Here is a 15,201-nt window from a genome sequence, read left to right as displayed (position 1 = left end):
GACCGGGGGCGGGGGCGGCCCGATCCGGAACTACCGGGTGCTCAGGCCCCTGCACTACGCGGGTACGGGCGGCATATACCTGGCCGAGCGGATCGGCGACGGCCTCCCAGTGGTGCTCAAGGAGGCGCGCCCGCACACCGGTTTCGCCGACGACGGTTCGGACGCCCAGGGGCGACTGCGCCGGGAGTTCGACGCGCTGAACAGGCTCAAGGGCACCGGCGTCGCCCCCGAGCCGATCGAGCTGTTCGAGGAGTGGGAGCACCTCTTCCTGGCGGAGGAGTACATCGACGCCATGGCGCTCATCAGTTTCATCGGAGCCCACCATCCCATGACCCTGAACGACCGACGTCCGGAGGCGATCAAGGAGTACCGGGAGGCCGTGGAGGAGGTGGTAGCGGGTGTGCGTCACGCGGTGACCACCTGCCACGAGGCGGGCCTCACCTACGGGGACCTGTCCATCACCAACATCAAGGTGGATCCCGACACGCGCCGGGTGCGGTTGATCGACTTCGAGTCGGTACGCCCGATCGACGGACCGCAGAACCTCTACCCGTTCACCTCCGGCTTCGCTCCGGCACGGGAGACCTTCACCGGGAACGGCCGGGCCTTCGACCTGTTCGGGGTCGACTGCGTCAGACTCGCCATGACCATGCCACGGAACACGCTGCGCGATCTCGACAGCGCGGCACTCGCCCGCTCGACCCGTCATATGGCCGGCCTGCTCGACGAACCGGTCGACGACCTGCTGGCCCGCCTCGGCCTGCCGGACGACCCACCGCTCACAGACCTCTCGGACTCGGGCGCCGTCGTCCAGGGCTGCGTCCGGTTCATCGAGGCGGTGATGAGCCCTGACCGCGACGACCGCCTCTTCCCCGCCGATCCCCGGGTGTTCGGCACCAACCCGTGGTCCGTCGCCTACGGCGCGGCCGGAGTGCTGCGAGCGCTGCACCGGATCACCGGAAGGATCCCGGAGGCCGCCCGCGAATGGATGTCCCGCACCGCGGACGGCCTGGACCAGGTGCCTCCCGGTCTGTACACGGGCATGGCCGGCGTGGCCTGGACCCTGTGCGACGCCGGGGAACCGGACCGGGGCCTGGAGATCATGGACCGGATGATCCGGCTGATCGACCGGGATCCGCTGCCGGCCGCCGACATCATGGCGGGGCGAGCGGGCGTGGGCATGGCCTGCCTGGCGGGGTGGGACTCCACGGGCGACACCACACTGCTCGCGGCGGCGGAGCGGATCGGCCGGTCGCTCCTCGCGGACGCCCGCGACACCGGCACGGGGCTGTACTGGCCCGACCCGCGCGGCGGCAGGCAGCCCGTCGGCTACGACTACGGGTCGTCGGGAGTCGCGCTGTTCCTGCTGTACCTGTACCGGGCCACCGGTGACGAGGCGTTCCTGCGCATCGGCCGACGGGCGCTGGCCCACGACCTGGCCCAGGCGATCGAGCACGACGAGGGCATGCTGTCCTTCCCGCAGAGCGTCGGTGGCGGAGCGGCCACACCGTACTGGTCACGCGGCGCCTCCGGCATCGGCACGACACTCGTCCGGTACTGCCGGGTGACCGGAGAGGAACGGCTGCGATCCGTGCTGGAACGTCTGCTGCGCTCGCGGGCCGGTGGGCTCAGCGTCAGCCCCGGCCTGTTCACGGGCATGGCCGGCATGGCCAACTTCGGCCAGGACTGCGCGGACCTGCTGGGCCTGTCGGAGGGCAGGACCATCGCCCTGAACGCGTCCGCGGCCATCGCGAGCCTGGCCTGCGAACAGCGGGAGGGCATCGCCTTCCCCGGCGAGGGCTTCGTGCGGTTCAGCACGGACTACGCCACCGGCAGCGCGGGGATCGCCCTGACCCTCGACCGCGTCCACCGAGGCGGCGCGAACTTCAACTACACCCTGGACCAGCTGCTGCCCGGAGGCACCGATGCCTGACGACGATGCCCTGGGTGTGATCGCGTGCGGAGCGAGTGCCGCGGTCTCGCTGCCCGCCTACCTCTCCAGGGTGCGACGAGCCCTGCCGCGGATTCCGGTACGGGTGCTGCTCACCACCTCCGCCGAACGCTTCGTGCGGCCCGAGGTGGTGGGCTGGTACGCCGACGAGTGTCTGACCAGTGACACCGCCGGGCTCAACCCGACCGAGTTCGCGTCACGGTCACGGGGCGTCACCGTCCTGCCGGCGAGCGCCAACACACTGGCCTGCGCGGCCCTCGGCCTGGCCGGCACCCCGGCCCAGACGGCACTGCTGGTCGCCGCACCGCCGGTCCTGTTCTTCCCGAGCATGAACCGGACCATGTGGACCCGGTCGTCGGTGCGCCGTCATGTCGCCGAGCTCCGCGCCGAGGGGCACACGGTCGTGGACCCGTCGCCGGGTGAGGCGTACGAGATCTGGCAGCGACGGATCGTCCCCAGCGTGATCATGCCGGGACCGGACCCCGCAGTAGAAGTGATCACCGCCTGGTGGAAGGAGCTCACTGCGAGGGAACGGCATGAGTGACCGCGGCTGGGCGGCTGTGCTGCGGCTCGCCGACTTCCGGCTCCTGTGGATCGGCTCCACTCTCTCCACGCTCGGTTCGCAGCTCACCAGTCTGGCCCTGCCCCTGTTCGTGCTCCAGCAGACGGGATCACCGGCGGCCGCCGGGCTGGTGGCCACCACCCGCATGCTGCTGTTCTACGCGGTGCAGTTGCCCGGTGGCGTCATGGCGGACCGGTTCGACCGCCGGTCGATCATGTTGGCCGCGGACACGGGACGGGCGGCGGCCCTGGCCGGTGTGGGCGCGGTGGCACTGGCCCGTCCTGACGGAACGATCTGGGTGATCGTCGTCCTCATGTCGCTGGAGGGGATGCTCACAGCACTGGGCGACCTGGCCTCGACGGCGGCCGTGCCGCAACTCGTCCCCGAGAAGCAGCGTCCCGCGGCACTCGCCCTGGGGCACGCCCAGCGCAACGCGGTGCTGTTGGTCGGCCCTCTGATCGGTGCCGTTCTCTACGGGTTGCACCCGGCCGTGCCGTTCGTCCTGGACGCCCTGTCCTACGTCGTGGCACTGGGTCTTCTCCTGCGGGTAAGGGCACGGCTGGGCGGCGGCCGGAGAACCGCCGCGTCGGTGCGGGGCGACATCGCTGTCGGCCTGCGGTTCGTCGCCCGTTCCCGCTACCTCCTGCTGATGATCGGCTGGTCCGCGCTGATGAACTTCGCGACAGCCGGCGTCGGTTTTGTCCTGATTCTCGTGGTGGGGAGCCGGAACGGCGGTCTGAGTCTGGGCGTTTCGCTGACGGTCATGGCGACCGCGGGGCTGGCGGGGGCGGTGCTCGCACCGCGTTTCCACAACACCGACGAGGACCGTCTGATCCGCACGGCGACGGCTCTGATCGTGGCGCTCGGCGTGGGCGGCGCGCTGTCTCCGGGCCCGGTGGCGCTGACGGTGTGCACAGCCGGGATCGCGTTCCTCTCGCCCATCATCGTGGTGCCGAAGAATGCCCGGGTGTACGCGTTGGTTCCGGACGAGTTGATGGGCCGCGTGCACAGTTCCCTGTTCCTCATCGGCGGATCGCTGTACCCCTTCGCCGCGCTCGCCACCGGCTGGCTCGTCGAGACAGGGTCCGCGCGCGGTGCCATGTGGGTCCATGTGGTGGTGTTCGCGGTGGTGCTGGTCATGAGTGCCGTCCCGCAGTTCCGACGCTCGGCGGCCCTCGTGCCGGTCGCCGACCGGCGGTGAGGAGCCCGGCCCGCCTCCTTGTCCGGCGCGACACCAGCTGGTCGCGCCCGCGCGGCGGAGCCGCAAATTGACACAGCCCCGCGCCCCTTACGGGGCGCGGTACCGCACCGGACTTAACGAAGGCCGCTTAGGTCAGGCCCGCCTCCGACAGCAGATACGCCGTCATCGGGTCGTAATGACGAGGACTCGTGACGTGGTCGTCGAGGGGGACCGTCACCTGGACGGTGCCTTCGGACTCGGCGATGAAGAGGGCGGGGTCGTTGCAGTCGGCGTACCCCATGGAGTCGATGCCGAGCTGGCCCGCGGCGCCCGCCCAGCCGTGGTCGGCGACGACCAGGTCGGGGAGCGGCCGCCCCTCCTGCTCGAGCCCATCCAGGATGGCACGCATCGGTTCGCCGGAATGCGTGTGCCACAGGGTGGCGCCCCGCTCCAGCACGGCGACGTCCGCGAACTGGAAGACGTACGCCTCGTCCGCCTGCAACCCCTCCGGAATCACCATGATCTCGCAGCCGGCGGCACGCAGCGCCGCGGCGGTCTCCCGGTGCACGTCGAGAAGCCCGCCCGGGTGCCCCGTGGCGAACAGCACCCGCTGCTTCCCGGCCGCCGCCTTGCGCAGCCGTGACGCCATCCGGTCCAGGGCGTCGACCGTCAGCTCCGGATCGATGGTGTCCTGGCCGTGCCGGTACTCCGGGTCGTCGTTCACGCCGCAGCGCTCCGCCATCACCGCGAGCACGTCCTGCTCGTCGGTCCAGCGGTCACCGAGCTCAAGGCCGAGCCAGAAGTTGCGGTCGCCGTTCGCCAGTTTGCGGTAGTGGGAGAGGTTGTTCTCGCGGGGAGTGGCGACGTCTCCCGCGATACGCGTCCGTACGAGGTGGTCGACGAGCTCGGCGCGGCTGGGGGTCCCGGGTATCGGCATGGCTCCTATTCTGCCGGTGCGCTCCGCGCGGTGAACTGGTGTCCCGCAGCCTGGGACGGGGGTCACGTACCTCCTGGGACGGGCGTCACGTGCCTGGTCACCCGCGGCCGGGCCGGTGGCCGGCCGCGGGCGGCGCTTCTTTCGTGCTTCTGTCGCGCTTCGGGCCGCCGGCCGCCGTCGTCTGTCAGCCGTCGTTGGAGTCACGCGGGTCGAAGGACCGCGTGTCGACCGTCAGCGGGGTGGGGAAGGCCGAGGCCAGCGTGTCCCAGCGGACGAACTTGAAGTTCGTGGCGTCCCGGTCGCCGTTCTCCGGGGTCGCCTGGCCGTCGTGCGTGACCAGCAGGCCCTTGGGGAACGCCCCGCCCAGCGGGACGTTGACCACGGTGGCGCCGTCGGACTCCTGCACACCGTCGGTCGCCGGGCCGTCGGTGATCTCGTACTGGCCTACATAGGCGTTGCGGCCGTCGCGCTGGTACACGGCGAAGGTGTTGTCGCCCTGGCTCGAGGCGAGGACGTAGCCCTTGCCGTCGGCCGCGTGGTACACCGTGATGCCCTCGGCGTCGGCCGACAGGTGGGTGCCGCCGTAGCCGGGGTCGTTCGCCGTGTCGATCACGCACTCCTCCTCCGCCGCGTCGTAGGTCCACGGGACGCCGTACTCGCGGACCTTGTCGAGAAGGGCAGGCTTGTCGAACTCCGCGTCGTCCAGGGGGATCCGCCACAGGCCGACGTCCTCCTGTGCCGCGTACAGCACGTGCGTCTCCTGGTCGACGGCCATGCCCTCGAACTGCGGGCGGTCTCCCGGGTCGGCGCACGGCGTCCACCGCGTGCCGTCGGGCAGCGTGAACGAGCCGGGCATGTCGATGGTGTCCGCGGTGCGGTAGCCGACCTTGCCGTTGCTCGCGGTCAGCTTCAACAGCTTCAGGCGGGTCTCGGAGCGGCGGCTGACCACGACGTACACGTCGCCGTCGTCCACGTACGCGGCCAGTCCGTAGGCGGTGCGCTGCTCGTCCACCGCCGCCTCCGAGGCGGAGAAGACCGGGGCCACCGTGGCGGCGGTGACGTCGGTCAGCGGGGGACGGCCCTCTGCCACGGCCTTCGGGTCGATGGCGTAGATCCGGATACGGTCCCGGCCTCGGTCGCTGACGAGGGCCAGGTCGGTCTTCTTCCCACCGAGGTCGAAACCGTAGACGACGTCGACGTTGTTGAACCGGCCCGGTTCGGCGTCCGGGCTCGGCGCGACCGGGGTGGCGATGTGCTGCAGCCGCTGCCCGTTCAGGCCGTACACGTCAAGGCCCGCGTTCTTGAGTGTTCCCAGGACGACGCTGCGTGAGGGGTCGGCGGGGTCCACCCACACCGCCGGGTCGTCCGCGTCGGCGTCGCCGCCGGCCTCGTCGTCGTACACCGCCGGGGTCTCCACGGACGCGGTGGTCGCCACCGGCTGTGCCGCCGAGTCGGCCAGCGCGGCCGGGGCGGAGCCGACGAGCAGCAGGGCGGCGAGTACGGCGGGGACACGGGTGCGGTCGACCCGGTGGGACCAGGGAAGTCTGGAGGCTTCCATATGGGGCTCCTCTGTCAGGAACAAGTCAATCGAAGCACTGCGGGGGAGGGGCGGCGATCTCGGAAGCTAAGCCCCGCCAGTGAACTTCCGCCGCCGAGCACATGCACAGGCATGACATGCCGGCGAAACGATCACGGGACGCTGTGTGGCACGGGCTCTCGTCACGGTGGCTCCGCGCGGCCTGACCGGGAACCCAGCTTTCGGCCCCATGTCCGGCCCGGCGCTTCGATGTAACGGTGGGTCAGCACGCACAGCGGCAACAGCACGGCACAGAAGGCCACTTCGAGTACGAGAGTGTCCCGCCGCCACCGGCCGATCGTGCCGTCCGACACCGCCAGCAGCACCGGATGCACCAGGTAGACCGAGTAGCTGATCGTTCCCAGTCCGCTCAGCAGGCGTGGTATCCGCCGTCGCCGCAACGCCAGTCCGACACCGAAGGTGAGTCCGGCCAGCAGGAAGGCCACGATCCAGCCGCGCCGTGTGAAGTGGGACCCGTCGCCGTGCCGGTACGCACTCCCCACGGCGCAAGCCAGCACCACGGCGGCTGTGCAGGCCGCGCACCGCCACGTGCTCTGCCCGATCTCGGCTCGGTAGACGGCCGTGCCGAGGAACATCACGGCGAGGATCACCAGGCTCTCCCACATGGGGACCGTGCCGTTGAAAGGGACCAGGGCGAGCGCCGGCACCCCGCCCAGCACGCCGCCGAACAAGCGAAGCGCGGGTGACCTGGCGCTCGCGCAGCAGATGGCGACCACCATGGCGATCGAGGCGAACGCGATCAGCGGGCCGGTGCCGACCGTGCCCGAGAGGGCGGAGACCGGCAGCATGCCCGTTGCCGTCGCGCTCACGGCGGCGAGTACGGCCAGCGTGACGGCGACCGCTGCCGACCGCTGGTGCAGGCGGACCGTGAAGAGAGCGACGACCAGCAGGTAGAAGGCCATCTCGTACGAGAGCGTCCACAGGACGAGGAGAAGATTGGGCGTCCCCAGCAGCTCTTGGAGCAGGGTGACATGGGCGACGGCCACCGTGGCAGCGCTCTGCCCGCCGAAGTCGGCGCGGATCTCCGCGATGCCCATCAGTTTGAGGGCGAGGAGCAGGATGACGACGGCCGCCCACAGCGGGTAGATGCGGAAGATCCGTCCGATCCAGAACGTCCGGACGCAGCCCCGGCGTTCCAGCGACGCCGGGATGATGTAGCCGCTCACCAGGAAGAACACCATGATGCCGTACCGGCTGGTGTTGAACTCCGGCATCAACTCCCGCCGGAACTCCGGCATGAAGGCGTACGACGTGTGGTCGAACACCACGACCAGTGCGGCGATGCCGCGCAACGCGTCCAGCCAGCCCGAGCGGGGCGAGCCGGTCGAGGCGACGACTTTGGGTAATCGTGGAGATGCGGACAGTGACGACTTGAGGTCTGGAGGAGCGGAGGGTGCGGGTTCCACGTGGAGGCGCCTCGGCTAGTCCGTCGGCGAGTTGCCGGGCGGGGTGGGGTTCACAGGGCCGCAGGGCTGGACTTCGTAGTGTTTGATCTCGTCCTTGGTCAACGGCCTGGCAGTGTTCTCGAGGACCAGCTCTTGGCCTCGATGCAGGGTGACCGACCAGGCGCGGACGGGTACAGCGACGCCCTGCTTGGTGATCGACTTGAGATCGAGGACTGCATGGGTGCCCCACGACTTGGACTCGCAGGTGGGAGCAACCACCTTCACTTGAATGCCCCACGGACGCATCTGGCTCGCGAGTTCAAGCTGGGCCTCGATGCCGATGTCCTGATCCTTGATGGTCAGCGTGACGCTGCCGTCGCCGTTGCCCTCCACCGCGTACGCCTTCGAGTCGGCCGCTGAACCGGGCACGAACACGACGGCGAGCCCGGCCAGCGCACAGGCCGTCGCGGCGAGGGCGATGCGGCGCGGCGTGACCAGACGGCGTGCGGAAGGAGCGGAAGGAGCGCAAGGGTTCGGCTTGGGCTCGCGCCGCTCGATCTCCCGCTTCAGTTCGTCCAGCAGTCGGTCCTCGAACGTCGTCCGCGTGCTCATGCCTCTCCCCTGACCACGTACAACAGTGATGCGTCCGGCGTCTCCACGGTCTTGGAGCGGACCTCGGGCCTGGAGTCCGCCCCGGCCTCGGAGTCCGCCTCTCCCCGCAGCGCCTTGCGCGCCCGGTGGAGTCGGACCCGGGCCGTGACCTGGCGGATGCCCAGCGCGGCCGCCGCCTCCGTGACCGTGAGCTGGTCCACCGCGACCAGCTCCATGACGGCCCGCTCGCCCTCGGGGAGCCTTGCGAGCGCGGCCAGTACGCGCCGCCCGGGGCTCTCCGCGTCCACCTTGTCCTCAAGGCGGGCGATGTCGTCGGCCTCCAGCAACCGCCGCCCGGACAGGCGCAGATCGCGTTCGGCCTCCCGGGCCACGCGGCGGCGCTCGGACGACACGACGTTGCGGGCGATGCCGTACAGCCAGGCCGTCTCGCTGCCGAGGCGCGGGCGGTAGGTGTGGGCCGAGTCGAGGACGGCGAGGAAGATCTCGGCCGTCAGGTCGGCCGCGGTGTGGGGGTCGTCGACGCGCCGGGCCACGAAGCGCATCACGGCGTCCACGTGGCGCCGATAGAACGCTTCGAAGAGCTGCGGGTCGCGTACTGCCGCGGCAGGCCCACCCCGTAACCGTTCCGCGCCGTCCACTGGCGTCTCCTTCTCGTCGCAGGCACTTCACCTGTTCTTGGACCGGGGCGCGAAAAGCGTTACAGCATTCTCGGCCCCGGACGGCGGGCTCACGGGTTTCCCCGCGCCGTGGGGCCGTCCCGTACGCCGGTGGTGCGGCGGCGCACGTTCTCGTCCTTCGGTGCCAGGTGGACGATGAACGGCTGGGCGCCGGAGACGCGGACACGCTGAATGTGCAAGGGGGTCAGGCGGTGCCGCAGGGCGGTGCCCAGGGCCTCGGGGTCGGGGAGGAGGAGCACGGCCCTGCCGTCCGGGGCGAGGACGCGGCGCAGCTCCGTCCACCAGCGCGAGGGGGTGTTCGCGATCAGGCCGCGGGCAGGGGCCTGGGTCCCCCAGGGTGGGTTGCACAGGACACGGTCGACGCCCGCGTCGGGAAGGGGCAGGCGGCCGGCGTCGGAGCGGTCGATGGCGATGGGCAGGCCGACGGTGTCGGGCAGGGCGACGGCGTTGGCGCGGGCAGCGGTGATCGCGTCGGGGGACAGGTCGAAGCCGTGGAAATGGGCGCCCGGCTGCGCGAGCGCCGCCTCGATCAGCAGGGTGCCGGCGCCGCAGCACGGGTCGACGACGACCTGACCAGGGCTGATGTCGGCCATCGCGGCCATGGCGGCGGCCAGTGGCGGGTGCAGGGTGCCCGGGATGGTCCGGCGCTTGTACGCGCGGCGATGCTGCGGTTGGTCGGTGATCCGCAGCATGAGCGTGGCTCGCGTGCCGTCCAGGGTCAGCCGCCATCCCCAGTGGCCCGGCGGGGACGCGACGCCTGTGCGGCGCGAGTGGTAGGGGACGCCGAGCCGCCGTGCCAGGGCCGGGCCGACGACATCCTCGGCGTCATAGCGGTTGAAGGTGCGTCGGCCGAGGAAGGAGGCCGAGACGTCGATGCCGGTGAGCTCGTCCGATGCGGTCAGGCCGCGGCGGAGGCGCAACAGGCGGTCGGTGTCGGCGAGTTCGGCGAGTTCGGCGAGGGCCTGGAGGCCGTGCTTCGTCGTCCCGATGTCGGCCCGCTGGGCGGCGAGCAGGAAGACGTCGTCCGCGGTGCGCAGCATGGGCGCGGGCCAGGAAGCCCGGAAATGGACCTCGCGGTGGCGCAGGCCGGTGACGACGCCGAGCCCGGATGCCAGAACCTCGGCGGCGACCGTGGACTCGAGGCCGCGGACGCAGCGCGCCACGAGGGGCGTGTGCATGGTGATCGTTCTTCTCCCACGTCAGCACTCGGGGCAGCGCTTCGCCGCCCCGCATCGCCGGCGACGGGGGATCCTCGCTTCGCCGGCGGCGGCTAACGCAGGTGGAAGAAGAACGTGTACGTCATGAGCGACAGTCTAGGCCTGTCAGCCCAGGTGCGTAGGTGCGAACATCCGGAGCACCGCCGGCAGGACGACCACCGAAGGGCCGGGTGTCGTCAGGGACTTGGACAGGTCCGCTTCGAGGGTCTCCGGAGTCGTACGGAGTCCTGGCACCCCGAACGACTCGGCCAGCGCCACGTAGTCCGGGCGTGACAGCTCTGTCGCCTCTGTCGCCGTCGTCTCGCCGAAGGCGTCCGTCATGTACTCGCGGAGGATGCCGTAGCCGCCGTCGTCGACGATCAACCAGGTGACGTTGAACGCATGCTGCTTCGCTGTGGCCAGTTCGGCGATGGAGTACAGGGCGCCGCCGTCGCCGGAGACCGCGAGGACCGGGTGGGTGGGGTCCGCCGCCGCGGCGCCCAGTGCCGCCGGGAAGGCGTAGCCGAGGCCGCCCGCGCCCTGGGCGGAGTGCATGGTGTTCGGGTGGCGGGCGTCGAAGGCCGACCAGGCCCAGTACGCGAGGATCGTCATGTCCCAGAAGCTCGGCGACCGGTCAGGCAACGCCGTGCGGACGGCGGTCAACACCCGCTGTTCCAGGGTGAGTTCCTGCGCGTCGATGCGCTCACGCACGAGGCCGAGCACCGTACGCACACGCTCCGCGGCGGACGGGTCCGCGCGCTCGTCCACCGTTTCCAGCAGGGCCTGCAACGCCAGTCGTGCGTCCGCGTGGATGCCCAGCGCCGGATGGTTGGACTCCAGCTTGCCGAGGTCCGCCTCGATCTGGACGACCCGGCCGCGCGGCTTGAACGTGTGGTAGTTCGAGGAGAGTTCGCCGAGGCCCGAGCCGACCACCAGGAGTACGTCCGCGTCCTCCAGGAAGTCCGTGGTGTGGCGGTCCTCGATCCAGGCCTGGAGTGAGAGGGGGTGCGTCCAGGGGAAGGCGCCCTTGCCGCCGGGCGTGGTGACCACGGGGGCGTTCAGTGCTTCGGCCAGCTGCTTCAGCTTGCCCGACGCGTCCGCCCGTACGACTCCCCCGCCCGCGATGATCGCCGGACGGGCGGCACGGGACAGCAGGTCGGCGGCCACGGCCGTCAGTTCGGGGCGCGGAGGCAGCTCCTCGGGGAAGGCGTCGCCGCCCGTCACCACCGGGATCGCCGTCTCGGCCAGCAGCACGTCCTGCGGGATCTCCACCCACACCGGCCCGTGCGGGGCCGTCAGCGCCGACTTCCAGGCCGCCTCGACCGCGGAGGGGATCTGTGACTGGGTCCGCACGGTGTGGACCGACTTGACCACACCCCTGAACGAGGCTGCCTGGTCGGGGAGTTCGTGCAGATAGCCGTGGCGGCCGCCGCCAAGGCCGGCCGTCGGGATCTGGCTGCTGATCGCCAGGACGGGGGCGGAAGCGGCCGCGGCCTCCTGAAGGGCCGCCAGCGACGTCAGCGCGCCCGGGCCCGTCGAAAGGAGCAGCGGGGCCGCCTCGCCGGTGATGCGGCCGTACGCGTCCGCCGCGAACCCCGCGTTGTTCTCCACCCGCAGGCCGATGTACCTGAGGTCCGAGCGGCGCAGCGCGTCGAACATGCCCAGCGCGTGCTGGCCTGGCAGGCCGAAGACCGTCGTCGCACCGAGCGCCGCCAGCGTCTCCACGACCAGGTCTCCGCCGCTTCGGCCGGGGGGAGGGTTCAGCGCCGCCTCCGTCTGGGCGGCGGTCGGGCGGAGCACCAGGTCGTGGTCGTGAGTCACTTCGAGCGGGCCTCTGCAATCTGGCGGGACATGATCGTCGTCAGTTCGTACGCCGTGTGGGACGCGGCGACCGACGTGATCTCGGCGTGATCGTACGCGGGCGCGACCTCCACGACGTCCGCCGAGACCAGGTTGCAGGACGCCAACCCCCGCAGAATCTCCAGGAGTTCGCGCGACGTCAGGCCGCCCGCCTCCGGCGTCCCCGTGCCGGGCGCGTGCGCCGGGTCGAGGACGTCTATGTCGATGGATATGTAGAGCGGGCGGTCGCCGATGCGCTGCCGCAGCTGGTCCGCCACCTCGTCCACGCCGCGTCGCATCACGTCCGCCGACGTCACGATGCCGAAGCCCATCTTCTCGTCGTCGTCCAGGTCCTTCCTGCCGTACAGCGGACCGCGCGTACCGACGTGCGAGAGCGCCGAGGTGTCGAGGATGCCCTCCTCCACGGCCCGGCGGAACGGCGTGCCGTGCGTGTACTCCGCGCCGAAGTACGTGTCCCAGGTGTCGAGGTGCGCGTCGAAGTGGAGCAGGGCAACCGGACCGTGCCGCTTCGCGACCGAGCGCAGGAGCGGGAGCGCGATGGTGTGGTCGCCGCCGAGGGTCATGAGACGGGCGCCGGTCGACAGGAGCTCGTCGGCAGCGCCCTCCACCGTCTCCACGGCCTCGTTGATGTCGAACGGGTTGGCCGCGATGTCTCCCGCGTCCGCGACCTGGGCCAGCGCGAACGGGGACGCGTCCTGCGCCGGGTTGTACGGGCGCAGCAGACGCGAGGCCTCCCGGATCGCGTTCCCGCCGAAGCGGGCACCCGGCCGGTACGAGACACCCGAGTCGAACGGCACGCCCACGACGGCGACGTCGGTGCGGCCGACCTCGTCGAGGCGGGGCAGCCGGGCGAAGGTCGCGGGACCCGCGTATCGCGGAATGCGGGACGAGTCGACGGGGCCGCGGGGTTGGCTGCCGTCGGCTGCGGGGCTCTCGTTGCTGCTCATGGGAACTGCCTTCTTCCTGCATACGTTTCGTCGCGTATGCACTACTTGTCCTACTGGTTGCGACTCTACTGGGGAGCCGGGATCGGTTCGGACGCGGGTTCGGGCGACCGCCCGGCCAGCCGCTCACGCCACGCGGCCAGCACCGCCGCGTCGGTCGCGGGGGTGGCCAGCGAGACGATCACGTACGTGGCCAGCGAGGACAGCAGTCCGTAGTAGATGGGCTCGTTGGCGAGGATTCCGTACGTCGCCATCAGGACGATGACCGCGAGGCCGCCGACCGTGACGGACGCCAGCGCGCCCTGGGCGGTGCCGCGCTTCCACAGCAGGCCGCCGAGGATGGGGACGAGGAGGCCGCCGACGAGGAGGTTGTACGCGACGGTCAGGGCCTCGACGACGTTGTTGAGCGCGATGGCCGTACAGATCACGGCGATGCCCATGATGAGGATGAAGGCCCTGTTTCCCCTGACCTCGTCCTCCTCCTCGCCTTCCGCCCGCACGATCCCCCGCAACCGCGACCAGATGTCGTTGTTCGCGACGGTCGCGCAGGCGATGAGGGCGCCCGAGGACGTCGACATCACGGCCGCCAGGGCCGCAGCGAGCACCAATCCCCGTACGCCGACGGGGAGTTCGTCCTTCACGATGGTCGCGAAGGCGTCGTCCGCGCTGCCCAGCTTCGGGTAGAGCACCTTGGCCGCCGTGCCGATGACGGCGCCGGCGAGCGCGTACGCCAGGCAGTAGGTGCCCGCGATCGTGCCGCCCCACCTGGCGGTCCGGTCGCTGCGCGCGGTGAACACGCGCTGCCAGATGTCCTGCCCGATCAGCATGCCGAAGGTGTAGATGAGAACGTACGTGAAGATCGTCTCGCCGCCGATGCCCAGCGGGTCGAAGTACGACGTCGGCAGCTCGTCCCGCATCTCGCCGAAGCCGCCCGCCTTGACGACCGCGATCGGGAGCAGGAGCAGCAGCACCCCGACGGTCTTCACCACGAACTGCACCATGTCCGTCAGCGTGATGGACCACATGCCGCCGAGCGTCGAGTACGCGACCACGATGGAGCCGCCGAGGACGATCGCGATCGTGCGGTTCATGTCGAAGAGGACGTCGAAGATCGTGGCGTACGCGATGGTGGACGTGACCGCGAGCATCAGCGTGTACGCCCACATGACGACACCGGAGATGACCCCTGCCCGGCCGCCGTACCGGAGATCGAGCATCTCGGAGACGGTGTAGACCTTGAGCCGGGCGATGCGGGCCGAGAAGAAGACGGACAGGGCGAGAAGCCCGAGGCCGATGGTGAAGACCATCCAGGCGCCGGAGAGCCCGTACTGGTACCCGAGGCCGACGCCGCCGATCGTGGACGCGCCGCCGAGGACGATCGCGGCCATGGTGCCGGAGTACATGGTGGGGCCGAGGCGGCGGCCCGCCACCAGGAACTCGCTCTTCGACCTGGCGCGGCGCATGCCCCACCAGCCCATGGCCAGCATGCCTGCCAGATAGACGACGATGACTGTGTAGTCGACGGCCACGGGGCCCTCCTCGGTCGAACTCGATGTCGCCGGCGGGTGACGAGCATCGACACTAGGTGGCCGGAAAGCGACTGCGAAGTGTACGTTTCATCCATTCGCGGCGTGTCGAGTGGAGGGAACGCACACCATGCGGGACCCGGCCGTTCCTCCCACGCCACCGGTGCCCCTGGCGGCACTGCTGGCCCGCGAGGACCTGGGCCTGCGGCAGATCGCGGGGCCGGAGGATTCGGCCACGGTGATCCACTGGGCGCACACCTCGGAGATGGCGGACCCGTACCCGTATCTGCTCGGCGGCGAGCTGCTGCTGACGGCCGGCGTCCACATCCCGGAGGCGGCAGGTTCGGGCACGTACTTCGACGACTACGTCTCGCGGATCGTCGAGGCGGGCGGCGCGGCCCTCGGCTTCGGCCTTGCGCCGGTCCACGACACGGTCCCGCGCGCGCTCGTCGCGGCCTGCGACCACTACGGCCTGCCGCTTCTCGAGGTCCCGCCCCGCACCACCTTCTCGGGCGTGGCCCGGGCGGTCTGGCAGCTCATGGCCCAGGCCCGGCACACGGAGCTGCGCCGCGTGACCGAGGCCCAGCAGAGCCTGGCCGCGGCGGCCTCCCGGCAGGACCCGGTGCCGTCGGTCCTGCGGCAACTGGCTCAGCGGGTGGGCGGCCGGGCGGTGCTGTACGGGGCCGACGGGGTGGAGCGGCAGCCCGAAGGGGTCGTACGCACGCCTGAAGCGAGCGTCGACGAGGCGCAGGCGCTGTTGGAGGCGGGGAAACC

13 protein-coding genes are annotated in these 15,201 nt (G+C 70.8%); 4 read left to right on the top strand and 9 right to left on the bottom strand.

The annotated features are described in order from the left end of the window. From G5C60_RS42950 to G5C60_RS42940, 3 genes are all read left to right on the top strand, one after another. A partial coding sequence (locus G5C60_RS42950) for a lanthionine synthetase LanC family protein (protein WP_165268285.1) occupies positions 1-1,933 on the top strand: 1,933 nt, incomplete at its 5' end. After that, positions 1,926-2,495, top strand: coding sequence for a flavoprotein (locus G5C60_RS42945; RefSeq protein ID WP_165268283.1), 570 nt, complete (start codon positions 1,926-1,928; stop codon positions 2,493-2,495). The genes G5C60_RS42950 and G5C60_RS42945, both read left to right, overlap by 8 nt. Beyond that, the gene (locus G5C60_RS42940; protein WP_165268281.1) at positions 2,488-3,714 is read left to right on the top strand and encodes an MFS transporter; all 1,227 of its coding nucleotides are present in this window, start codon (positions 2,488-2,490) and stop codon (positions 3,712-3,714) included. Before G5C60_RS42945 ends, G5C60_RS42940 begins: the two co-directional genes overlap by 8 nt. Positions 3,715-3,841: 127 nt before the next feature. Here G5C60_RS42940 and G5C60_RS42935 read toward each other — a convergent pair whose 3' ends face one another. From G5C60_RS42935 to G5C60_RS42895, 9 genes are all read right to left on the bottom strand, one after another. Then, positions 3,842-4,630, bottom strand: a complete 789-nt coding sequence (locus tag G5C60_RS42935; RefSeq protein WP_165268279.1) for a phosphatase — start codon at positions 4,628-4,630, stop codon at positions 3,842-3,844. A gap of 184 nt (positions 4,631-4,814) precedes the next feature. Beyond that, positions 4,815-6,188 carry a phytase gene (locus G5C60_RS42930; RefSeq protein WP_165268277.1) on the bottom strand — a complete coding sequence of 458 codons (1,374 nt, stop codon included), beginning with the start codon at positions 6,186-6,188 and terminating at the stop codon, positions 4,815-4,817. A 161-nt stretch (positions 6,189-6,349) separates the two neighbouring features. Next, on the bottom strand, positions 6,350-7,528 hold the full coding sequence (locus G5C60_RS42925; protein ID WP_338146086.1) for an acyltransferase family protein: 1,179 nt from the start codon (positions 7,526-7,528) through the stop codon (positions 6,350-6,352). 120 nt (positions 7,529-7,648) lie between these two features. After that, entirely contained in the window at positions 7,649-8,224 is a 576-nt protein-coding gene (locus tag G5C60_RS42920) for a hypothetical protein (RefSeq protein ID WP_165268275.1), read from the bottom strand. Further along, the gene (locus G5C60_RS42915; protein ID WP_165268273.1) at positions 8,221-8,862 is read right to left on the bottom strand and encodes a sigma-70 family RNA polymerase sigma factor; all 642 of its coding nucleotides are present in this window, start codon (positions 8,860-8,862) and stop codon (positions 8,221-8,223) included. Before G5C60_RS42915 ends, G5C60_RS42920 begins: the two co-directional genes overlap by 4 nt. Positions 8,863-8,951: 89 nt before the next feature. Next, entirely contained in the window at positions 8,952-10,079 is a 1,128-nt protein-coding gene (locus tag G5C60_RS42910; RefSeq protein WP_165268271.1) for a methyltransferase domain-containing protein, read from the bottom strand. A gap of 144 nt (positions 10,080-10,223) precedes the next feature. After that, on the bottom strand, positions 10,224-11,918 hold the full coding sequence (locus G5C60_RS42905) for a thiamine pyrophosphate-dependent enzyme (RefSeq protein ID WP_165268269.1): 1,695 nt from the start codon (positions 11,916-11,918) through the stop codon (positions 10,224-10,226). Next, on the bottom strand, positions 11,915-12,904 hold the full coding sequence (speB, locus tag G5C60_RS42900; protein WP_165268267.1) for an agmatinase: 990 nt from the start codon (positions 12,902-12,904) through the stop codon (positions 11,915-11,917). The genes G5C60_RS42905 and speB overlap by 4 nt, the downstream gene beginning before the upstream one ends. A 65-nt stretch (positions 12,905-12,969) precedes the next feature. Continuing rightward, entirely contained in the window at positions 12,970-14,430 is a 1,461-nt protein-coding gene (locus G5C60_RS42895; RefSeq protein ID WP_165268265.1) for a sodium:solute symporter family transporter, read from the bottom strand. Positions 14,431-14,557: 127 nt separating this feature from the next. Here G5C60_RS42895 and G5C60_RS42890 point away from each other — a divergent pair. Further along, positions 14,558-15,201 (top strand): PucR family transcriptional regulator ligand-binding domain-containing protein (locus tag G5C60_RS42890; RefSeq protein ID WP_241267484.1); only part of this gene is annotated, 644 nt, incomplete at its 3' end.

Source organism: Streptomyces scabichelini, from assembly GCF_011045015.1.
GTDB classification, from domain to species: Bacteria; Actinomycetota; Actinomycetes; order Streptomycetales; family Streptomycetaceae; genus Streptomyces; species Streptomyces scabichelini.
Note: the sequence above shows the minus strand (reverse complement) of the source record. Positions and strands in the feature narration are given on the sequence as shown.